The organism is Daejeonella lutea, from assembly GCF_900168015.1.
GTDB lineage: Bacteria > Bacteroidota > Bacteroidia > Sphingobacteriales > Sphingobacteriaceae > Daejeonella > Daejeonella lutea.
The window spans coordinates 477,836-499,773 of record NZ_FUYR01000001.1 but is presented as its reverse complement, the minus strand read 5'-3'; the positions used below and the strand labels follow the sequence as shown (position 1 = coordinate 499,773).

18 protein-coding genes are annotated in these 21,938 nt (G+C 42.7%); 6 read left to right on the top strand and 12 right to left on the bottom strand.

Features of this window, described 5'->3' with window-relative positions:
• Positions 1–39: 39 nt before the first annotated feature.
• The 6 genes from B5X60_RS02245 to B5X60_RS18085 form a co-directional block, all read right to left on the bottom strand.
• Entirely contained in the window at positions 40–1,992 is a 1,953-nt protein-coding gene (locus B5X60_RS02245) for an SMP-30/gluconolactonase/LRE family protein (RefSeq protein WP_079700990.1), read from the bottom strand.
• A 4-nt stretch (positions 1,993–1,996) separates the two neighbouring features.
• On the bottom strand, positions 1,997–3,544 hold the full coding sequence (locus B5X60_RS02240) for a PQQ-dependent sugar dehydrogenase (RefSeq protein ID WP_079700988.1): 1,548 nt from the start codon (positions 3,542–3,544) through the stop codon (positions 1,997–1,999).
• Between the two features lie 159 nt (positions 3,545–3,703).
• Complete coding sequence (locus B5X60_RS02235) at positions 3,704–4,135, bottom strand: hypothetical protein (protein WP_079700986.1); 432 nt, start codon at positions 4,133–4,135, stop codon at positions 3,704–3,706.
• 159 nt (positions 4,136–4,294) lie between these two features.
• Positions 4,295–5,632, bottom strand: coding sequence for a TolC family protein (locus B5X60_RS02230; protein ID WP_079700984.1), 1,338 nt, complete (start codon positions 5,630–5,632; stop codon positions 4,295–4,297).
• Positions 5,633–5,638: 6 nt separating this feature from the next.
• On the bottom strand, positions 5,639–6,316 hold the full coding sequence (locus tag B5X60_RS02225; RefSeq protein WP_079700981.1) for an ABC transporter ATP-binding protein: 678 nt from the start codon (positions 6,314–6,316) through the stop codon (positions 5,639–5,641).
• A 468-nt stretch (positions 6,317–6,784) separates the two neighbouring features.
• Positions 6,785–7,060 (bottom strand): hypothetical protein, encoded by a 276-nt coding sequence (locus B5X60_RS18085; protein ID WP_139377342.1) that lies wholly within the window; start codon positions 7,058–7,060, stop codon positions 6,785–6,787.
• 77 nt (positions 7,061–7,137) lie between these two features.
• Here B5X60_RS18085 and B5X60_RS02215 point away from each other — a divergent pair, with 77 nt between their 5' ends.
• From B5X60_RS02215 to B5X60_RS02205, 3 genes are read left to right on the top strand one after another with little or no spacing between them, the layout of a single operon-like run.
• Entirely contained in the window at positions 7,138–7,563 is a 426-nt protein-coding gene (locus tag B5X60_RS02215; protein ID WP_079700977.1) for a RidA family protein, read from the top strand.
• 37 nt (positions 7,564–7,600) lie between these two features.
• Positions 7,601–8,062 (top strand): RidA family protein, encoded by a 462-nt coding sequence (locus B5X60_RS02210; RefSeq protein ID WP_079700975.1) that lies wholly within the window; start codon positions 7,601–7,603, stop codon positions 8,060–8,062.
• A gap of 26 nt (positions 8,063–8,088) precedes the next feature.
• Positions 8,089–8,562: a RidA family protein gene (locus B5X60_RS02205; RefSeq protein ID WP_079700973.1), complete on the top strand. Its 474-nt coding sequence runs from the start codon at positions 8,089–8,091 to the stop codon at positions 8,560–8,562.
• 64 nt (positions 8,563–8,626) lie between these two features.
• Here the strand turns inward: B5X60_RS02205 and B5X60_RS02200 are convergent, their stop codons facing one another.
• From B5X60_RS02200 to B5X60_RS02185, 5 genes are all read right to left on the bottom strand, one after another.
• Positions 8,627–11,002: an ABC transporter permease gene (locus B5X60_RS02200; protein ID WP_079700971.1), complete on the bottom strand. Its 2,376-nt coding sequence runs from the start codon at positions 11,000–11,002 to the stop codon at positions 8,627–8,629.
• A gap of 145 nt (positions 11,003–11,147) precedes the next feature.
• Positions 11,148–11,744, bottom strand: coding sequence for an ABC transporter permease (locus B5X60_RS18365; RefSeq protein ID WP_221406191.1), 597 nt, complete (start codon positions 11,742–11,744; stop codon positions 11,148–11,150).
• Between the two features lie 78 nt (positions 11,745–11,822).
• The gene (locus B5X60_RS02195; RefSeq protein WP_221406190.1) at positions 11,823–13,565 is read right to left on the bottom strand and encodes an ABC transporter permease; all 1,743 of its coding nucleotides are present in this window, start codon (positions 13,563–13,565) and stop codon (positions 11,823–11,825) included.
• A 124-nt stretch (positions 13,566–13,689) separates the two neighbouring features.
• Complete coding sequence (locus tag B5X60_RS02190) at positions 13,690–16,059, bottom strand: ABC transporter permease (RefSeq protein ID WP_079700969.1); 2,370 nt, start codon at positions 16,057–16,059, stop codon at positions 13,690–13,692.
• 225 nt (positions 16,060–16,284) lie between these two features.
• On the bottom strand, positions 16,285–16,962 hold the full coding sequence (locus B5X60_RS02185) for an ABC transporter ATP-binding protein (RefSeq protein WP_079700966.1): 678 nt from the start codon (positions 16,960–16,962) through the stop codon (positions 16,285–16,287).
• A 113-nt stretch (positions 16,963–17,075) separates the two neighbouring features.
• Here B5X60_RS02185 and B5X60_RS02180 point away from each other — a divergent pair, with 113 nt between their 5' ends.
• The gene (locus B5X60_RS02180; protein ID WP_079700964.1) at positions 17,076–17,432 is read left to right on the top strand and encodes a four helix bundle protein; all 357 of its coding nucleotides are present in this window, start codon (positions 17,076–17,078) and stop codon (positions 17,430–17,432) included.
• Between the two features lie 84 nt (positions 17,433–17,516).
• On the opposite strand, the gene B5X60_RS02175 is transcribed toward B5X60_RS02180, so the two are convergent.
• The gene (locus B5X60_RS02175; RefSeq protein ID WP_079700962.1) at positions 17,517–18,773 is read right to left on the bottom strand and encodes an efflux RND transporter periplasmic adaptor subunit; all 1,257 of its coding nucleotides are present in this window, start codon (positions 18,771–18,773) and stop codon (positions 17,517–17,519) included.
• Positions 18,774–19,120: 347 nt separating this feature from the next.
• On the opposite strand from B5X60_RS02175, the gene B5X60_RS02170 reads away from it, so the two are divergent.
• Both B5X60_RS02170 and B5X60_RS02165 read left to right on the top strand, forming a co-directional pair.
• Complete coding sequence (locus B5X60_RS02170; RefSeq protein WP_079700960.1) at positions 19,121–20,467, top strand: sigma-54-dependent transcriptional regulator; 1,347 nt, start codon at positions 19,121–19,123, stop codon at positions 20,465–20,467.
• The gene (locus tag B5X60_RS02165) at positions 20,467–21,798 is read left to right on the top strand and encodes a sensor histidine kinase (RefSeq protein WP_079700958.1); all 1,332 of its coding nucleotides are present in this window, start codon (positions 20,467–20,469) and stop codon (positions 21,796–21,798) included. The genes B5X60_RS02170 and B5X60_RS02165 overlap by 1 nt, the downstream gene beginning before the upstream one ends.
• Positions 21,799–21,938 lie beyond the last annotated feature (140 nt).

Below are 21,938 nucleotides of genomic sequence, written 5' to 3'. Positions count from 1 at the left end.
ATTTTTGCATTATCAATCTTCGTTCTAAATCTTAATTTTTCAGGGCTTGTATTGCCATAGTTCGGCCGACCGGTGAAAATACAAACGGCCCTGATCATCCATTGCCAGCAAGCTAGCCGGCTTAAACAGAAATTCTACAGTAAAAGTTACAGGATCTACGCGAAACATTTGATTATTGCCCGTTCCATAAATTTTGCCATCGGGATGCCATATCAGAAAGGCATCTCGCCAAACATGACTGGTGAGTGGACGTGTTGGATAAATTTCAAGCGATTTCAATATTTTTTTTTGTCGCGGATCAAAAACAAAAAGTGTCCCGCCAGCCATTCCCCAGATATTATCATCTGGAGCGAGAATCATGGTTGTTATCGCGCTAGCCCCACTAACCGGGATTATCTCGTCCACGACCTGAGCTTTTTTATCATCCCATGAAAATAATTTTGCGACCGTGGTTGATGGAGCAATCCCTAGTCCTCCCGAAACACTCGTTCCGCCCCATAGCATATTGTTTGCAAAAACGAGACTTACGACGGACTGATCTTTCATCACTACTCCATAAGTTTTTAATTTACCTGATTCAATATCATACCCAACAAGATGCCCACCCAGCATCCCATATTCCGGAACCATTCCGAAAAAGATCTTTTTGCTCTTTGGTTCACTAAGCACCGCAAACGACCGGCTCTGATCGGGTATTTGTCCTAAAAAAAGAGGATTACCACCTTGAATATTCCAGGGCTTTGTAGTATTGTATTTATAATACATTCCCTTGGGATAAATTCCAAAATAAATGTCAGTGCCATTTACTGCCATGCCTTCCGTTTGGTGGAGACCAGGATAAGGCATTGTAACATCCTTTACAGGGTCATATGCTGCATGTCCTCCAGCGAGGTAACCACCAGACCAAATTCTTCCATCGGGACCCTTAAGAATCGATTGTAAGGAAATGGGCTGTCCGGGGATCATGAGTTTTCTACTGCTTAACACTTGTTTTTCCGTGTCGAACATGCTTAATAACCCTTCGGAATTAATGATCCACAACATCTTTCCATCCAATGCCATGGCATTGGCGGTACCCACATTTTCCGAATGTTTTACAGGTGCTTCGCTTCCCTCAGATATCCTACGGCTGTACAAACCTGATTTCCATGTATAATAAAATCGTCCATTTTTATCAGCAGGGCTAACTGCCTTCATGTCCATTTCATTAATTTTATATTCAATTGTCCGGGACTCCAGGTTATAAACCACTGTAAAACTTCCGTTTGTAACCAATGCCAGCATCCGGTCTCCATTAGGCCCTCCATTGAGGATCTCAAGGCTATAAATAAACTCTTTTTCTTTAAGATCCGCTGGCAATATTGATTTCTTCTCCCCCGTTTCCGGATCTAGTTCTATCAAGTCAGCATGAGAACCCACACCCGCATAAAGTTTTCCACTGGCATCGTGATAAACCAAACTTCTGGCATAATTTTCACTTTGGACTAACGGGCCTTTCGCAACATCAGAAAATCCACTTGAAGGGTGATATCTAAAGACACGACATCCCGGATAAGTAGCACCAAACATCTCACCATTGTTGCCGGCTGCAAGGTTCCATATAGTAGTTTCACCAGGCAATGGAATTCCTAAATTCTCGACTTTTTGAGTTCCCGGACGGTGACGATATAATATTCCCTTCGCGCCGGGAATATATAGCCATCCATCCGAAGAGACAGCAAGGTCCCACGCCCCATCTGAACCCGGTAGTGATTCATCAACCACAAGGTTTCCTGTATGGCTATAACCAAGGAGGTGAGCAGGGTTCCCTCTAACAACGGTATAAACCATTTCAATGCCAGACGAATCTTTCAGGAAGATACTTCCCTGAATTACGGATGCTTTAATCTGTGGGCCGAGATTTCTAAGCCCGTTCTCTTGACCCTGAACTTGACTTGTCAATGAAGCTAAAAAGCTTATAATAAAAAAATAGCGGACTATTAGGTTTGTCATGGCTTCATTTAACTGATATCTCTGCACGTACAATGTCGACTGATCGAGGATCTATAGCTTCATATTTATCTGGCTGTAATTTCCTCACATAATTGGCAATTTCTTCTATTTCTTTGTTCTTGAGAAATGCGAACGATGGCATTTGACCCTCATAGCGGGCTCCCCCTATGACTACAGCACCCGCAGAGCCCTGGAAAATCTTTTTAATCAGAGGCAATTCGCCGCTCTTCACTAAAGCTGAAGCCTTTAAGGGCGGGAATACACCCTTCAACCCCGTTCCATCACCTCCATGGCACGAGGCACAATATTGCTGGTAACCAGTAGCATTACTGACATTGGTCGACGCTTTTACTCCACGTAAGGCAGTGGATGTTTTGGATGCTGGCGAGATCTTAATAATCCGGTCGTCTTCCGGCAATGGATCACCCATGGTTCTGTTCCAGTCACGGTTGCTTGTCGAAATATATACATCACCTGTTGGCGAGATACAAATGTCCCTCAGGCGTCCAAACTGGCTATCAAGAAATACTTCTTCACCTATGATTTCATTTCCAGCTGCGTCCAGTTTAAGGGCACGCAAATTTTTGCCCTTGAGGCTCACCAAAAGCAGGGAATTATTCCATTGAGTAATATTTCCTCTCCTATAATAGTCAATTCCTGCGGGTCCGATAGTGGGCGTCCACGCTTTGAGGGGCGCCGCAAATGATGTCATTTTGGAAAGTTCTACTTCCTTCGTATTATCAGCATATCCTTGTATTCCGGGCCAGCCGTAGTTTTTGGTTTTCTCAATTAGATTTACCTCGTCGTCTGTCGCATCTCCGTGTTCTGAAGTGTATAATTTGTTATTTGCAGAGAACACCATACCCTGAATGTTCCTAAAGCCCATTGCCCAAACCGGGCTGCCATTAACCGGATTATCCGAGGGAATAGAGCCGTCAATATTAAGTCTTAAGATTTTTCCATTAGGGGACTTAAAATCCTGAGCGAAAGTAGTACTGGCAGCATCGCCGGTAGCCCAAAACAACTTTCCTTCTGAGAATGCCAGACGTGAACCGCTGTGCCCATTATTGGCTGCTATCTCCATTAGCACCTTCGGGTTGGTAAGAGTATCCGGTCTCCAGGTATATCGAACTAACCGGGAATAAGGTTTCTCGTCCCTCAAAAACGTGTAGTTCAAAAAGACGTAGGGATGATTCTTCATATCAGGATGGAGAGCCATCCCAAGCAAACCTGCCGTTCGTAAAAACCAAACATCCTTAATCTGAAGAATGATATTTCTTTGACCAGAAACAGGATCGATCCTGCTTACAACGCCCTTTTGTTCCGTTATCCAAATTTTATTGTCGGGTCCCCATGCTATTTCCCAGGGCACATCTAATCCTGAAGCTATTACTGTAGCTCCAATTTTTGTTGTCGAATCGCGATTGAAAGAGTGTTCCTCCAGAATTTTGAATGGAATTCCTGTCAGAATTCGATTATCAAAAACTCCCGGCGGGGGCATTAACAAGGAAAGAAGAAAGACAGGCAGAAGTGCGAAAAACAGGTATTTCATTGTGCTAAATCAGAGGCAGAATATATGAATAAATGCTTAAACCATACTCACGCTCTTTTAACATAGATGTGCCAGTTATGCTGCCGCTTCAATCCAACTAGGGGATTTTGTCAATATAAAAACAGCAAAACTTCAATTCGTCAAACTCTACTTTAGAACTTACTTTCCATTCCGCAGATCATCTGTATCATCCTGATTTTCAGCAGAGGAGTTTTCTCCATCCCGAAAATCCTGATCTTTGTGTTCAAGTTCGTTTTGTTCCACAATTTTAACGTTTTGACGGCTCGTTTCGGCCTCTGATTGCAATTCATCATCTTCTGATGATGTGAACTCTGCGGCGGGTTTACTATTCCTTTCATTTTGATGAAATTCAGACTTTCCCGGCTGGTTCAATGGTCCTGATCCGTTATCCTGTTGCCATTGATTATTTTGTGATGCCGAAGGCTGTTCATTTGTAGGGCTGTCACCGCTTGTTCCCCCGATTACATTATGAGCCTCATTTTCAATACCAATAGGCTTTGATTCTGCATTCTGAGCCCCTCCTTGTTTTTTGGAAGTCGCTTTATCCTGACCTTCGTGATTCGTTTCCATAGATAGATTTGATTAGAATACCTTATCAATACAAATCTTATACCATCGCCGGTATAACAAACATTATTTCACCAAAGGTTCGTCCATAAAATCTTCTTATAGGAATTTCCAGTTCTGATCTCAATATCCAAATTGACATCGATTCACGAACCATACACCTTATTGTAAGGTTTTCCCCTGGTAGAAATCAAGTACCTTTTTCCTCAAAATGAAATCGTAGCGATTGGTTGCCAAATTTTGATTTGCTCTGTCCAAATTATTCTTAGAAACCAGGTAATCCACCGAGTTAATTGCTCCAGCATTAAAACGGATCTCCATAGTCCGGAAAGATTCTGCAAATGATTCGGTTTGCTCAAGCAAATTTTGGTAACGCTCCCTCGAAGCTTCCATGTTTAAAAAAGCCTGACTGGTTAACTGCTGCAATTGAACCCGTACATTCTCTGCCATAAGGTCGCTCTCACGTTGTACCAGCTTTGCTAAAGAGACATTATTTTTGGTTCGGAAAGCGTTAAATATCGGTATGTTCACGCCCACACTGAAACCTTGACTAATGTTATTATTGTACTGCCTGAAATAACTTACGGGAAGATTTTGTGCATCGCGGGCGGCATTCGAAAAGTTACTGCGGATACCCGCATCAAAAAACACTGATGGGAAAAACCTGGATCTGTTCGCCCGGACATTGTACAAGGCACTCCTCTGTCGGAAGTCGGCGGCTTTGACACCCGCGTAATTGTTTAAGGCTAATTGGTAGACTTGCTCAGCCCCTCTCTCATAGCTCAAACCAAATTCCTCCACCTTCAGAGGGTCAAGTGATAGTTCCTTGTGATACTTGATATTTAGAAGGGATGTTAACACTATTTTCGCATTTTCAAGGGCGTTGCCGGCATTTACCACAGCCAGTTTATCACCGGAATATTGTCCTTTCACGTCAAAAAACTCTGCCGGGGCAATCGAACCGTTTTTATTCAGAATGTCAAGCCTTTCCAACTGCCTAGCCGTAACTTCCTGCTGAGCTAGTGCCAGATCATAAAGGTCTTTTGAGGTCAGTACCTGAAGGTAAGCAAGGGTAACATTTAATGCCAGATTATCTTTTGCCTGCTGTTCCTCCTGCTTTGATGCCTGATACAAAAAAGAGTTTTGTTTAATCAGGTTTTGCAAGGCCAGGCCATTAAAAAGAGTTACGCTACTCGCGAGATATGGCTGGGCATAGGTCACCTGCTCATTACTGAACGCATTGGTAAATGGATCTATACTCCGGCCAAGATTGATCCCATGAGTAACGCCTCCGTTTAAATCGGGAAGCAGATTGGCCCTGGATTGTTGCAAACCAATCCTGGCATTCTCCGACTGAATCATGCTCCTCTGAACATCGATATTATGTTTAAGTGCCAGGGAAATGCTTTGCTCCAGGGTGAGACTAGTTACAATGGTTTCCTGAGCATACGCAAGACAGGAAATTACAAACAAAATAAAGCTAAAGGATATTCTTTTCATTACAGGCTATGCGTTAACGATCTCATCTATTCTTCCATCCAGCAAATGCACTATTCTTGATCCGTATCCTGCATTTTTCTCAGAGTGCGTTACCTGGATAATCGTCACTCCGTCTTCTTCATTGAGCTTTTTGAACAGGTCCATGATCTCTTCACCCTGCTTCGTGTTCAGGTTCCCTGTAGGCTCATCTGCAAGAATGAGTTTGGGGTTTACTGCTATGGCGCGGGCCACTCCTACCAGCTGCTGCTGCCCGCCGGATAACTGGGACGGAAAGAGATCTTTCTTACCTACTATCCCAAAACGGTCCAGCATATCCGCAACTATAGCTTTGCGCTCAGAGCTTTTTATATCCTGATAGATAAGGGGCGTTTCAATGTTCTCGTAAACCGTCAGCTCGTCAATCAAATGATAGGCCTGAAATACAAATCCGATATATTGCTTGTACAAAGTCGAGCGCTGCTTTTCCTTTAGTGTAAACACAGATTGATCAAGGAAAGTGTAGATGCCTTCATCAGGCTCATCGAGCATCCCAAGAATATGCAGCAATGTAGATTTACCGGAACCCGACGGTCCCATGATAGAAATAAATTCACCTTCTTTAACTTCAAGATTAATATCCCGAAGTATAAAGTTTCGCGTGCCACCGGCAGTATACCATTTGAATATGTGTTCTAGTTTAATCATTGGGGTTTAGGTCTATGAGCTGTGAAATGTCAGCTTTTGTATTTAAATATTGAATAGTATGATCGAAATAATGTTGTTATTAACTTACCAGTTTTCAGCTCAAAGCTCACTTCTCAAACCTACTCCGCTCTCAAACTCTTTACGGATTCATCATCGCTGGGTTTACAGCCTCGATGGTCAAGGGTTTTAGCTTAATCACTATAATTTTAAAAGCATTATAATCATTACGTTTAAAAATGTCTTTCCAGGCTTTATAAAAATAATCTCTATGCATAATTCCAGGATTCAGTAATGAAATGAACGGCTAATCTCGTCCAATCATAAAATATACCCGGCTTCATTGGCACAAGCAATACATACTTAAAGCCAATTAGTTAACGTATTAAAGATCAATAGTTTAATTGGGTTAATGATTCTACAAACGTTCGAAAACGGACACCTGAGGTCCGATTCTGAACATACCCGATATCAAACCCATGAAATAATCGAGAAAGAATAAAACAGCCAAATTCCGAGCAACTTGATCTGACCAATTACACTGAATACCTTTCTACTATTTTCATAGCGATGCACAAACAGCGCTCGGCAATGATTGCTGATATAGAAATTCGGCCATGGGCTGTGAATATAAACTCTGGCAAAGTCTTCGAGCTCGTCGTAGTCGCACTCAGGCTCGTGACTGACAGTCCAAAACCCATAGCCAAACCCCTTATTTCTGACATCAACACATTTGTTACCGTTCACAGTATACCATATTTAATTTTTTAAATAGATTTATAAGACATTGGAATCTAGACCTTAACAGTAAACTTATTAATCACATGAAAACTAAAAGAAGAGCAGTGCTTAAAAAACTACTGGCGACAGTGGCGGGCGTATCGGGCACAGCTTCACTGGCAAGTGCGGCAGATGATGCGGCACTGCTACAAGCATCGAATACATTTGAAAACCTGGTATTTATATCAGGTGTTGGGGCACATGTAGAGCCTTTCACCATAGAAAACCACACTGAGATCGTTCTAAAGGGTGTCGAGGCTTCCCTTAAACGGGCAGGCTCATCTATGACTCAGGTGCTAAAAGCACAGGTTTGGCTTGATGACATGAAAGATTTCGAAGCGATGAACAAGATATACAGAGGTCGCTTTGGCGATAAACCTCCAGTACGCACTACCGTGGCAGTTGCAAAAGGTGGAGTGCCAGACAGGTCACTTGTCGAGATCGATGTAATTGCTTACAAAACGGTGTAGTACCTAATTCCTAACCCCAACACCCAACTAAAATAGAATGAAACTAAAAAGAAGAGCTGTACTGAAAGGAGTACTCGCCTCAGCCGCTGGTATTGGATTAACACAAATAGCAAGTGCAAAATCTTTACCCGCCTATCATGAAGCTGGAGGAGTTGTAAATTCTCAGGAAATACCGATGTTTTCAGCCTTTACCAAATATGAGAACTTAGTATTTATTTCCGGGATAGGTTGTCATGAAGGTCCTAAAACCATCGAAAACCATACGAAGGTAGTAATGCGAGATCTCAAGAAAGCTATTGAAGCTGCCGGATCTTCCATGAGTAAAGTATTAAAATGTTATGCTTACGTCGATGACATAGCAAATGTTGACGGCATGAACAAGGTCTATGATGCTGCCTGGCCCAAGGGAAAAATGCCGGCACGTACCTGCATTGCTGTGGCAAAAGGCGGAATCCCGGGAGCTTCACTTTGCGAGGTGGATGCTATCTGTTATATATAAAACTCACAAACTAGTTTCAATAATTTATGAAAACCCAAAGACGAGATATATTGAAAGCTTTTGCAGCTGGCATCGTCGGCATAGCCGGATTAGGATTTGCAAATAAGGTAAAGGCAGACGCTGTACACATAACAGGAGAATCAGCCATTAAGAACCGCTACCCTGAAGAGCCTGTGAAATTCACAAAACTGGGCAACCTGATCTTTGCATCAGGCTTTATTTGTCTTCCGCACGAAGGTCCGCGCACCCTCGAGAACCACACTAAAGTTGCTATGGGCAAGCTGGAGGCCGCGCTCAAGGAAGCCGGATCGAGTTTAGATAAACTACACCGGGTTACCGCATGGATTGATGATCCGGCGAACTATTTCCCGCTGAATGCACCCTATGCCGCGGCCTTTCCGGGCGGCAGGAGAAAAGGAAACCGCAGCTGCATGGCAGTATCACCGGGGAATATTCCGGGGAATTCGATGGTTGCGTTTGATGCAATTGCGCGGGTCTAGGAATTAGGTTTTAGGCACGTACGCATCGACCTAAAGCCTAAGGCCTAATACCTCAAATAGCCCTTCACTCCGATCGTAAGCTTTCCACCGGGTTTGCAATTGCCGCCTTGATTGCCTGAAAGCTAATCGTAGCAAAGGCAATCAGCGCTGCAGCTCCACCAGAAAGTGCAAATACCCACCAATGGATATCAATCCGGTAAGCAAAATCACGCAGCCAGTTGCTCATCAAATAGAAGCTGATAGGGCTTGCTATCACAAACGATACAACAATAAGCTTCATTAGTTCAGAACTTAACAATATCGTAATCTGTGCTACTGAGGCGCCGAGCACCTTACGAACCCCAATTTCTTTGGTACGGTGGACTGTCACCAGAGAGATCAAAGCAAGCAGGCCCATCGAGCTTATCGCGATGGCAACAGCCGAAGCGATCCATATGAATTTCTGTTGCAGACTTTCCCTTTGATAGAGTTTTGCTATTCGTTCATCAACAAACTGATAAGTAAAGAGTTGGTCAGAAAAGGCGTCCTCATACACCGTTTTCACTTGTTCCAGACTTGCCTGGGTTTCTGATCCCGAAAGCTTCACAGCAAGGTTGGTGATCAAAAAGTCATCCTCCATAAATACTACCGGTTCGATAGGGCTACGTAATGACCTGAGGTTGAAATCCCCGCTAACACCTACAATGATTCCTTCAAGGTCGCCAGCCATTAGCTTTTTGCCCACTACCCTGCTGAAATCCTTCGGCTCCAGGCTCCGCGCCATAGTCTCATTGATCACATACTCAGGCCTAGCAGCACTTGGGGAAATAGTCCTGCCATATTTCAGAGGAATCCTGAAGGTGCTGAAATATGCTGAGTCACCGATAGAAAACCGCGCCGGAGAAGGTTCCCATTCAGCACGTACGTCATATTTGACAGTTGCCCCTCGCCGGGTATCGCTTGCAGGTGATTGATAACAAAAACTAAAAGATTCCACACCGGGTATACCCTTTAGCCGCTGATTCATCAGTTGCTTCTGCTGATCAGTTATCTTTTCAAAAGGTATCATCACCACCGATTCCCTGTCAAAGCCTTTATCCGTGTTTTTGAGAAAACGAACCTGCAACAGTACAATAATGGTCCCGATAATAAGAACTTGAGCTACTACATTTTGTATAACTATTAATGATCTCGTAGTGAGACTTGAGGAACTTTTTACATTATTCTTTAATGCGTTAGATACATTTAATCGACTCAATATATAGGCAGGATATGCCCCGGCAAATAGGGTTAGTGCAGCGAGCAGGGAGAAGGAGAACAAGAAGAGCCGGCTATAAGAGAGTATTTGTAATGGCTCGTCGTAAAAAATGTGTGAATTTATTTGCGGAATAAGCAGGATGATTATGACCAAAGAGCTTATAATAGCAATTACTGAGACAAGGAAAGACTCGATTAGAAACTGAAAAAAGATTTGCTTTGCTGAACCTCCTAATATTTTACGGGTGCCAATTTCCGCGCTGCGTCTTGTCTGTTGCGCGATGACCAGGTTTATGTAGTTAATACCAGCTATGCACAAAATAACCAGGCCAATCAGGCTCAGTGTTATGATTAAAGATTTAGAGATTGTGCCTGCATAACGCATATCAAAGTGCATATCCTTCAATGGCATTAATTGAAAGCTAAACAACCTGGAGTATCCTGCTCCCATATGCTGGTCGACCAACGAGGCAAGCTTATTCTCCACTTCTTTCTTTTGTCGGGCATCTTTGAGCAAAATAAAAGCATCATGAGTGGACATAGTATATCCCCAGCTTGTGAAATAATCCTTTCCTACCGCAGGGTTCAAATCGGCAAAAGAAGACAGGGATATATACATTTCCCCCTTCATATCAGTATTTGCAGGATCCTTTACTACACCAGCAACCTGGAATTGCTTCCCGACTATGGAGATCATCTTTCCGGTCGCTGATCCCGCACCGAAATACTTTTCTGCAACTTTTTTGGTGAGTATTACACCACCTGGCCGATTGAGCAAATTCGGATTACCCTCGATCCATGAGTATGTAAAAACATCAAACCACTCAGCGTCTGTAAAGCTAATGTTCCCTTCTTCCCGGAATCTTCTCTTTGGGTTAGCCTCCACATCAATTACAAAGCTTTGCCGGTTTATCGAAACAACTGCCTTTTCCACCAGCGGGAACGCGGATTTTAACGTATTAACCATAGCGATAGACGAACCTTTATCATACTCCGTTTCATTTTCAAGCCTCAGTTCGAAAACAAGACGATATAATCGCTCAGTGTTTTTATGATAGGTGTCAAAGTTCATCTGATAGCTCACATACATATATATAAGCACGCAGCAACTTGCTCCCAGGGTCAATGTTACAATGTTCAACAGGGAATTAAATTTCCTTTTGAATAGGTGACGCAGAGCTAGTTTGATATTGGTTTTGAGCATGGTTTGTAAATTTGTTGCGAGTTGCGAGAAGCGAGTTGCGAACTACTTCCGTTTTCGATTTGAAATCTTCAATCATAGTATCATTTTCGGATCACCTCCCAGTCTCATTTCTCGTGTCTCTCTTCTCGTGTCCCATTTCTCGTTTCTATTCACTCCTCAAACTCTTAACAGGATTCATCATTGCAGCCTTAATTGCCTGAAAGCTCACGGTAACAATAGCGATCATTATTGAAACAACACCGGCGGCGGCAAACATCCACCAGCTTACTTCGATTCGATAGGCGAAATCCTCAAGCCACATACTCGTTAAATACCAGGCTACAGGGCTGGCAATAACAATGGCTATAAGCACCAGTTTAATAAAATCCCTTGAAAGAAGACTGGCGATTCCAGCCACAGAAGCACCAAGCACTTTCCGTACGCCGATTTCTTTTGTTCTTTGCTGGGCAGTAAATGCTGCAAGCCCGGACAGACCCAGGCAGGCTACAAAGATGGTTAGGCCGGCAAAAGTGTTAAGCACATTTCCAACCTTCTGCTCGGCGCGGTAAGTATTATTAAACCGCTCATTCATAAACGAATAAGAAAAAGGCTCTTCGCCTGTCCATTTAGTCTTTATGGAAGATATCAGGTCGGACACTTCATTCGTTTTCACTTTTAATATCATATTGTCCCGATCATTTCCAAGGACGAGCATAACCGGAGTAATTGCGTCATGCAGGGAAGTGAAATGGAAATCTTTCACAACACCGATGATGTGATAGCTTATCTCAGTACCTGCATTATCAGATGTACCAGTTATCTTATGTCCGGGGGCATCGTTCTACCAGCCATAGGCCCTGGCAGCCGTTTCGTTAATAATTACAGCCAGCGAGTCAGAAGCAATGTCTTTGGAAAAGTTCCGCCCCTGCTTCAGTTGGATTCCCATGGTCGGTAAGTAATTGTGATCGACAGTGTGCCTTGGGGTCTTAACCAACTGTCCCACCTTATCGTCCGGATAAACACTGAAATTGTTAAAGTTGCTGTTACCTGCTGGCAGAAATGAAGAACTGCTGAGATTCACAATCCTGGGATCCTGCAAAAGGCCATTCTTAAAAAATTCATTTGTCTCGCCGAGCTGCCAGGTGTTATGGATAACCATTACCTGCTCTTTTTCGTAACCGAGTTTCTTATTTTGGATGTATGACAGTTGTTTATGCACTACTATAGTGCTTATGATCAGGACTATCGAGATAAAAAACTGGAACACAACAAGACTGCTTCGCATCGACGGACCGCTCGACATTGCTGGCAGAAATTTACCCTTCAGAACGGCGATAGGCTTAAACGAGGAAAGGAAAAATGCAGGATAACTTCCGGCTAGAGATCCCACAAAGAGAGCGAAAATAAGCAGCGCCGGCAACAGCCAGATATTTAAAACAAGTCCGAGCGAAAGATCAGCTTCAGCGAGTCTATTAAATATCGGAACTGTCATATAAACTAACAGAATCGCGAAAGCAAAAGCGATTACAGTAATCAGGACAGACTCTACTAAAAATTGACTGATCAGCTCGGATCTCATTGATCCCATAACCTTACGGATCCCCACTTCCCTGGCACGTTTAGACGCACCTGCAGTGGAAAGATTCATGAAATTTATACAGGCTATCAAAAGCATAAACAGCGCTATAGCTCCAAATATATAGACGTAACGAATGTCGCCGTGAGTAGCCAGATCGCCATTTAAATCTGATAGCAAATGAATATCCGTTAGTGGTTGCAGGAAAAGTCCTATGTCATTCCCTTTCTTCCTGAATTCCTGTATACTCATACCAAAAGCCTTATTCAACTGGGGAGCTGCGTATTTATCGATAACCTGCGGCAGCTTTGCTTCCAGATCTTTGTAATTATAACCTTCCGGTAAAAGCAGGTATGTAAAATACCCGGAGGTCATCCATGAATCCGCCTTCTCATCAGGATTGGTAACCAGTGATGCGATCATATTTGAATGAAAGTGCGACCTCGCAGGAATCTTTTCGTAAACTCCAGTAACCTTATAGCCAGACTTCCAACTTTTAAAATTGAGGATTTGTCCAATAGGATCGTCAGTCCCGAAATAACGTTCTGCAGTTTCTTGTGAAATAACTATTGTATTTGGCTCGAGCAGCGCTGTTTTTGGGTTTCCTTTCAGAAGCGGTACAGTGAAAACCGCAAAGAAATTTGCATCAGCAAAAAGGACGTCTTCTTCTTTGAAAGTCTTCTCACCAAAGCTTACCATCGGGGAGCCGCCAGTCTGGATCCTGGTCGCTTCCATCACTTCAGGAAAATCCTGCATTAGTGTTTTAGCGACGGGTGGCATCACGTTCGCCTCATTCATCTCCCCTCCGCCCATGAATCCGCGAAAAACTACACGCACAATACGGTCCGCCTTCTCGTTATAGCGATCGTAACTAAGTTCATGAAAGATATATAACATGATGATCAGGCAGGTCGCAATACCAATGGCAAGCCCTGATATATTGATCAAGGTGAAGCCTTTTTGCCGTAACAGGTTTCGCCATGCGATTTTAATGTAGTTGCTTAACATTTTGCTATGGTCTATGAGCTGTAAGAAAATCAGCTCTGTGCATATTTAAATATCAAATAATTTGTCATACTTCATTTTAAATAGGGTGCTCAACGCTCATTGCTCGTAGCTCAAAACTCTTAACCTATTCCGATCGAAGACTCTTTACCGGGTTCATTATCGCAGCTTTGACCGATTCGTAACTTACCGTGAGCCAGGCTATGAACAATGAAGCCAGTGATGCTCCCATAAAAACAAGCCAGCTTATCTCTACCCTGTAAGCAAAGCTTTGTAGCCAGCTATCAATAGAATACCAGGCTACTGGAATTGCTACAATCATAGCGACTAAAATCAACCGGGTAAACTTGCCGGAAAGCAAGAAGACAATACTCCCTACTGACGCACCGAGCACTTTTCTCACTCCAATTTCACGAGTACGCTGTTCTGCGGTAAATGCTGAAAGGCCATATAATCCCAGACAAGAAATAAAGATCGCCAGGATCGCAAAAACATTAAATATTTTGCCCATTTGCTGCTCACCACGGTATAAATTTGCAAGATCCTGATCAATGAAACTAAAATTGAATGGATAGGCTGGGTTTAGCCTGGAACTTATTCTTTCAAGTGACTTTATCGTTGCTTCTGTACTTTCCGGCAAGGTGCGAATCACCACTGTGCCGCTCCCGCTAATCTTTCTCAAAACCAATGGTTCAATAACATACTGTAAAGGTTTAAAATTAAAATCTTTGACAACTCCAATAATTTGCCCTTTCTCACCGTCCCAGTCAAGCTGTTTACCAACAGCATTATTCACTGTCATACCCATTAACTTTACAGCAGTTTCATTCACGACGAAATTTGCGGAGTCCCCTTTGAACTCCTCTGAAAAGCTACGGCCGTTTAAGATTTTAGCTTGAAAAACATTTATAAAGTTTTCATCGACGCTAATCGAAGGGATTACTGGCTGAGATCCTTCAGCCTTTCCTTCCCAGTATACACTCACAGTTCCAGATGTTATATTTACCGGTAGGTCAGATATAATGGAAAAGTTACTGGTTAATTTATCCTGTTTAAGCGCATCAGTGAGTGCTTCCTGTTTTCCCCACATATCTCCTTTCATTGGCATATATAATAGGTTTGTCTTCTCAAAGCCGATATTCCTGTCCCTGATATAATTAAGCTGTTTGAAAACAACGGCCGTGCCTGCAAGCAGAACGATTGACACAACGAACTGCGTAATAACAAGTGAATTCCGAAATACTTGATCGGCCATTCCAGTTCTCAACTTACCCTTAAGCACACTAATTGGCTTGAACCCTGATAAAAATAGTGCAGGGTAGCTTCCTGAAATTAACCCTGTCATCAAAGCAATACCAGCGAGACTTAGCAACAGTTTCGCATCAAATAGGGCTAGCGTCAGGGTTTTACCTGAAAGTGCATTGAAAGCAGGCAATAACAGCCACACCACCAATACTGCAAGCACAATTGAGATAAATGAAATACCCAGAGATTCGCCCAGAAATTGTGCTATAAGTTGTCTCCGACCGGCGCCAACAACTTTTCGAAGTCCGACTTCTTTTGCTCTTCTCGCCGATCTGGCAGTTGCCAGATTCATGAAGTTAATACATGCAACTGCAAGGATAAATAACGCAACGACAAAAAAGATATTTACATATTGGATATTCCCCCGTTCGGCGTTATCAAGTTGAACGGTTGCCTTAAGGTGTATATCCTGTACTCGCTGGAAGTCGAAACCAGGCTTCATCCCATCGGGATTGTGCTGCTTATAGACACCCTTGACCCGATTATTAAGGGCTATAATCTTTGAATCTGAAAGGTCAACGTTTTCTTTAAACTTGACATAGGTATAAAAATTGAAATTTTCGTAGCTCTTTGTTTTAAGATCATTACTCTCAGGATATAGTGCCGACATAGGCATCACTACATTAAAGCGTAGGTGTGAGTTTGGTGTGTTATCAGAAATAATTCCGGTTACAGTCAGGTTCTTTTCATTCGCAATTCGCATGGTCTTGCCGAACGCGTCCTCATTTCCAAAATATTTCTTGGCTATGGATTCTGTGATAACTACTGCATCCGGCCGATTTAATGCGGTGGTAGGATTACCCTTCAGGAATGGAAATGAGAAAACCTGAAGAAAGTTTGAATCCGCGTAATAAACGTTGGTCTCGTCAAACTTAAGATTCCCCGCTTCAAATAATCTGGAAAACGTCGTACTAGTACGAACTGTGGTTTCAACCTCTGGCATTGCCGTCTGCACCCCTTCAGCCAGTCCTGCCGGGGTTACAGCAGCGTTAAAATCTTCTACGTAACACGTCAGGCGGAATAGCCTTGCGGAATCCGGATGGGACTTATCATAGCTAAGCTCGTTCTGCACCCAAAGTAAAATGAATATACTGCAAGCCATACCTATTGCCAGTCCGCTGATATTCAGGAAAGAGCATGCCTTGTGGCGGATGATATTTCTAAAGGCGATTTTAAAGTAGTTTTTGAACATAGTGGGTTTAGGTATTAGGGTTTTAGGGTTTAGGTTTTAGGTTTTAGGTCATAACCCGGGTTAAACTTTATTCGTATCTTAATCTCATTTTTTCTCAACTCTCAACTCTTAACTCTCAACTCTCAACTCTCAACTCTCAACTCTCAACTCTCAACTCTCAACTCTCAACTCTCAACTCTCAACTCTCAACTCTCCACTCTCCACTCTCAACTTTCAACTCTCAACTCAAACAAGTATATTCTCCGTCACCGTCTGTCCATCCAGCATCCTGATAATCCTGTGGGTATATTTTGCATCGTGTTCGGAGTGAGTTACCATGATAATGGTAGTACCCTGTTCATTCAATTCAGTAAGAAGTTGCATTACTTCATTACCGTTTGATGAATCCAGGTTTCCAGTTGGCTCATCGGCGAGGATTAGTTTGGGGTTGTTCACAACAGCTCTTGCTACCGCCACACGCTGCTGCTGACCACCGGAAAGCTGCTGAGGAAAGTGATTTTTGCGATGCATTATCTGCATTTTGTCAAGCACTGCTTCAACCCTTTCCTTGCGTTCACTCGCTTTAACTTTTGTATAGATCAATGGCAACTCTACGTTTTCGTAAACCGATAGTTCATCGATAAGATTAAAGCTCTGGAACACAAAACCGATGTTGTGCTTTCTCAGATCCGACCGTTTCCGTTCATTAAAATTGGCTACTTCGATCCCATTGAAGAGATAGCTTCCGCCATCAGGGTCGTCCAGCAAGCCCAGAATATTTAGTAAGGTAGATTTACCACAGCCCGAAGGGCCCATGATGGCCACGAATTCACCTTGTTTAACTTCGAATGACAGGTTGTTTAATGCGATTGTCTCTACTTCTTCGGTGCGGTAGAATTTTTGGAGGTCTGAAATTTTGATCATGATTGCTACGTTCTTTTGGCTTTAGGCATTAGGATTTAGGCCCGACTACCGTTAGCTAATTGACTTTATAATTCTTTTAGATGTGATTTATATTTATTAAAACAAACTTTAAAATGCCTGATTTCAACAGTCTTGCAATATGGCAGCTCAGCCATACTTTAACTCTGAAAATATATTCCGTTAGCCATGATTTTCCAAAACAAGAAATATATGGATTAACCTCCCAAATCCGTCGCTCCTGTTCATCAATACCTACTAATATTGCAGAAGGTTGTGGAAGATCCAGCAACGTAGAAATGCGCAGGTTTCTAATTATATCATCTGGCTCAGCCTCTGAACTGCATTACCAATTAATACTTGCCAAAGACTTAAATTACATTTCGGAACCTCTTTACAAAGAACTATGTGCCCAACTTTTAAATATTAGAAGGATGATATCAGCATTTATTAAAAACATCCCAATTAGATAACTCGCCTTCTATCAAAAGGTCAAATATCCAACTAGCCTTACCCTAAAGCCTAATGCCTAATGCCTACACCCCAAAACCTCGTTCCTACTTCTCCTTCAAAACCAACTCCTCCATCGTACCATAATTATCATACCCCGACGTAATCACCCGATCTCCCGGCTGCAGACCACCTAACACTTCATAATAATCAGGGTTCTGGCCGCCTAGCTGAATGTCGGTTTTATAGGCTATACTTCCATCTTTGTTTAATTTAAATATCCAGTTTCCGCCGGTTTGCTGGAAAAATCCACCGCGAGGTAAAAGCAATGACTGTTTGGCGTCGCTAAGTGTAACTCTGATCTGCAGGCTTTGTCCGCGGCGGATATCTTTTGGAACGTCGCCAACATATTCCATATCAACCTGGAAACGGCCGTTTGTTACCTGGGTGTATACCTTCCGGATTTTTAACACATAGGTTTTGCCGTTCATGGGATAATCTGCCAGCAGACCAACGAATATCCGGGAAATATAATGTTCGTCAATCTCAGCGCGAATTTTGAAACCGCTAAGAACATCGATTTGCCCCAGGCGTTCCCCTTTGTTCTTATTTTGTCCTATCTCCGCATCCAGGGAGGTCAATTGACCGTCAACCGGTGCGCGAACAATCAGGTCGCCAACTTTCTTTCGCATTACGGCTAGTGCATTTCTGGTACGCTCGTAAGATTGGGCCGTTTGATTTAACTCCTGTTTATTAGAAACCTCATCCTCCTTCAGGATCTGCTCTGTCAGGGTTTTGCGTTTAACCTGGTAGTCATAAGCTATCTTTGACTGCTGGAATTCCTGCGACCCGATGACCCGCTGATCATAAAGTTTCTTATTCAATGTGTAAAGACGCTCCGCCTCTTTAAATCCGTTATCGACATCGGCCATTTGATTAAGCTTGCTAATCGTGTTCTGACGGGCAGCATTTCTGGATATTTGCATCTGAGTCAGCAGGTTAAACACCGAAGTTTCCTGGTTTACCAGGCTTAATTCAAGGTCCGTGTTCGACAATCGGAGAATGGGCTCACCCTTTCGCATTACAGCTCCATCTTCAGCATACTTCTCTTCAACCCTCCCCCCTTCTGCCGCATCTAAATAAATTGTGCTGACGGGTAAAACTATTCCATTAACAGGAATGGATTCCTGGAAAGTTCCTTTTTTTATTTCGCTGATCGTGATTCGCTCAGTCTCTACATTCAGCCTGCTCTTTCCTGAGGTGAAATAATAACTCGCGCCAATTAGAAGTACAACTGCAGTGATTCCTGCTATCAATAATATTTTCTTTCTTGTCCACGTCTTCTTTGGTATTGCTCTGTCCACTTGATTTAATATCTATTCCGTTTCATCCCTTTAATGCAATCTTGTGCCAAACCTATACCCTCCTGATATACAATATATTAGCCGTATTCCCAGCATGTACGCTCGTTCGCTACCGTGCATCATGTGTGCGGTTATGATACAATAGGTTTGAGTTGCTATTTATTGGTTTATTGATTTACAATGGATTAGGAAAATGGTATACTTGTGGAGTATGGGCCATAGGCTTTAGGGATTAGGCTTTGTGTACTGTGGATATACTGGTTTACTTATGTTTTTAGTAGGTAAAATTCAATATCTTTCAAATGGCCAAGACCTAATCCCTAACGCCTAAAGCCCAGAAATCCGATATGCAATTAAAAGACGCCACTATACTTATTACCGACGATGATCCTGATGTACTCACCGCCGTAAGGTTATTACTGAAGCCGCTGGTTAAAGAGATCGTCACGGAAAAAAACCCTGAGAATTTACCAGCTATTTTATCCAGACAGCAATTCGATCTGGTATTACTGGATATGAATTTCAAAAGTGCTATTAACACTGGCAACGAAGGTTTCTTTTGGCTTAACAAAATTAAAGCAACTCGCCCTGACCTGTGCGTAATTATGATAACTGCTTATGGGGATATTGATCTGGCCGTCCGGTCTTTAAAACAGGGAGCAGCTGATTTTGTGATTAAGCCCTGGCATAATGAACTCCTGATAGAAACTATCAAAGAGGCAATAAAGCCTAAAGGAAAAACTACAACTACCAAACCAGGGTCGAAAGATAAGGGCCCTCAGATGATAGGCGACTCTGAAATTATCCGGGATATACTTTACAAACTTGATAAAATAGCCCCTACCGACGCTAATATTTTAGTTCTGGGAGAAAATGGTACCGGTAAGGATCTGATTGCAAAGGCCATTCATAACGCATCCCTGCGATCGGAAAAACCTTTTGTAAAGGTGGATGTTGGGGCGCTGACAGACAGCCTTTTTGAGAGCGAGCTTTTCGGACATAAGAAGGGCGCATTTACGGATGCGAGGGAAGACCGTATCGGTCGGTTCGAGGCTGCTCAGGGAGGTACTCTGTTCCTTGACGAAATCGGGAACATTTCCCTTCAACAGCAGGCCAAATTATTAAGTGTGCTTCAAAACCGTCAGGTCATCAGGCTGGGCACAAACGAGCCAATCCCGGTCGATATCCGTCTTATATGTGCAACAAACCTTCCTTTAAGCGAACTGGCCAATGAACACAGATTTCGGAAAGATTTGATATACCGCATTAACACAATGGAACTGATGATCCCCCCACTGAGATACCGGGGAGATGATATCGAACTTTTGGCAAGGCATTTTGGCAAAGTTTACGCTGACAAATACATGAAGCCCGCTCCTGACTTTGATAATAAAGCTATTGAGAAGCTAAGGCAATATTCATTCCCTGGAAATGTCAGGGAACTTCAGTATACCATTGAAAGGGCGGTTATTATGGCTGAAGACTCTATTTTACAGCCAAAGGATCTGATTTTCTCGCCACTGGAAACACAAGCCGCGGCACCTGTTCAAACAGACTTCAACTTGAATAGCCTGGAAAAAAATGCGATACTTCAGGTGATTGAAAAACATGGGGGCAATATCACAAAAGCCGCCAAAGAACTTGGGCTGACTCGGACGGCTCTTTACCGCAGGCTTAGCAAGTATGATCTGTAGTGGAGAGAGTTAAGATCAATATCTTCCTTCGCACAGCAGGACTTTTTTTAACATTGTGCCTTTCTGCATACCTGATAGTAACCGAGCGGTACACCTACTTTCTGGTAATCGGTCCGATCATTTTCTATCAGCTTTACATTATCTATGTAAAACAAATAACTCTGTACAGAGAGGTTGATCAATTTTCCCAGGCCTTGTATTACCGCGACTTTTCAAGAAACTTTAACTCGAATTCCTTGTCTGAGCTTAGTCCCTTGTACAGCAATTTTAATGACATTAGCCGCTTGTTTCAACAAGTGTCACGCGACAAAGAAACTCAGTACCAATACCTGCAAAAAATCCTTGAGCTGGTGAATACCGGGATTCTTTCTTTTGAAACAGACAGCGGAGAAGTGATCTGGATGAACGAATCCCTGAAAATTATGCTGGACCGGCCTTACATTAAAAATATCAGCTCCTTATCGAAACGGGATGAGAGTCTTTATAAAGACATTATCTCATTAAAACCCGGCGAATCAAAGATAGCAGCAATCATTACAAAACGAATGAGCGCTAAGACTTTGCTTTCCGCGACAGCTTTCCAAACAAAGGGTGTTAAATATCAGCTAATCGCATTTCAGAATATTAATGAAGCCCTGGATGAAACTGAATCAAAAGCATGGCAAAAGCTTTTAAGCGTCCTCACCCATGAGATCATGAATTCCATCGCTCCTATCTCTTCTCTCGCAGATACCATAAAGAATCGCCTGGCCAGCCTGGATAAGCGTCTGGACGAAGGCAATAACCTTGTGGATCTAGAGCTTGGCATTAGTACTATAAAGAAAAGAAGCGAAGGCTTACTTCGGTTCGCCGAAACTTACCGAAACCTGAATAAGATAACCAAACCGAATATCCAGCCTTTATACGTTCGCGATCTCTTTGAGAATCTCCACTCCCTGATGCAGCCCACATTGTTACAAAAGAACATAGAGCTTGAAATAATCCTCAAAGACCCTAATCTAATGCTTGATGCTGATTTGGCGCTCGTTGAACAAGTATTGATCAATTTGCTTGTTAATGGAATAGAGGCAGTCAAAGCCACATCTGGTCCAAGGATAATCTTGTACGGTGAGATTGGCCAAAATGAAAAAACCATTATCAAGATTATTGATAATGGTGTAGGTATTGACGAGGAAGTACTCGACAAAATATTTATTCCTTTTTTCAGCACCCGGAAAACGGGGAGTGGGATCGGGTTAACTTTATGTAAGCAAATAATGATGCTTCATAACGGTAGTATTCAAGTAGCCTCTAAACCGGACGAAGGAACTAGTTTTATACTTCAGTTTTAAAAAGCGGACAGCTTTTAAAAAAACTGAAAGTTGAAAACTGAATTTGGATCGTGACTATAGCCGATTCTGTACACCAGCTTCAACTTTCAGTTTTCAGCTTTCAGCTATCGATTCTGAATTCTCAATGCTCAATTCTCAAT

What these genes read in the sequence shown, in the direction of transcription:
- B5X60_RS02245 (WP_079700990.1), bottom strand. Translation starts at nt 1,992, where the DNA reads ATGACAAACCTAATAGTCCGCTATTTTTTTATTATAAGCTTTTTAGCT.
- B5X60_RS02240 (WP_079700988.1), bottom strand. Translation starts at nt 3,544, where the DNA reads ATGAAATACCTGTTTTTCGCACTTCTGCCTGTCTTTCTTCTTTCCTTG.
- B5X60_RS02235 (WP_079700986.1), bottom strand. Translation starts at nt 4,135, where the DNA reads ATGGAAACGAATCACGAAGGTCAGGATAAAGCGACTTCCAAAAAACAA.
- B5X60_RS02230 (WP_079700984.1), bottom strand. Translation starts at nt 5,632, where the DNA reads ATGAAAAGAATATCCTTTAGCTTTATTTTGTTTGTAATTTCCTGTCTT.
- B5X60_RS02225 (WP_079700981.1), bottom strand. Translation starts at nt 6,316, where the DNA reads ATGATTAAACTAGAACACATATTCAAATGGTATACTGCCGGTGGCACG.
- B5X60_RS02215 (WP_079700977.1), top strand. Translation starts at nt 7,138, where the DNA reads ATGAAAACTAAAAGAAGAGCAGTGCTTAAAAAACTACTGGCGACAGTG.
- B5X60_RS02210 (WP_079700975.1), top strand. Translation starts at nt 7,601, where the DNA reads ATGAAACTAAAAAGAAGAGCTGTACTGAAAGGAGTACTCGCCTCAGCC.
- B5X60_RS02205 (WP_079700973.1), top strand. Translation starts at nt 8,089, where the DNA reads ATGAAAACCCAAAGACGAGATATATTGAAAGCTTTTGCAGCTGGCATC.
- B5X60_RS02200 (WP_079700971.1), bottom strand. Translation starts at nt 11,002, where the DNA reads ATGCTCAAAACCAATATCAAACTAGCTCTGCGTCACCTATTCAAAAGG.
- B5X60_RS02195 (WP_221406190.1), bottom strand. Translation starts at nt 13,565, where the DNA reads ATGTTAAGCAACTACATTAAAATCGCATGGCGAAACCTGTTACGGCAA.
- B5X60_RS02190 (WP_079700969.1), bottom strand. Translation starts at nt 16,059, where the DNA reads ATGTTCAAAAACTACTTTAAAATCGCCTTTAGAAATATCATCCGCCAC.
- B5X60_RS02185 (WP_079700966.1), bottom strand. Translation starts at nt 16,962, where the DNA reads ATGATCAAAATTTCAGACCTCCAAAAATTCTACCGCACCGAAGAAGTA.
- B5X60_RS02180 (WP_079700964.1), top strand. Translation starts at nt 17,076, where the DNA reads ATGCCTGATTTCAACAGTCTTGCAATATGGCAGCTCAGCCATACTTTA.
- B5X60_RS02170 (WP_079700960.1), top strand. Translation starts at nt 19,121, where the DNA reads ATGCAATTAAAAGACGCCACTATACTTATTACCGACGATGATCCTGAT.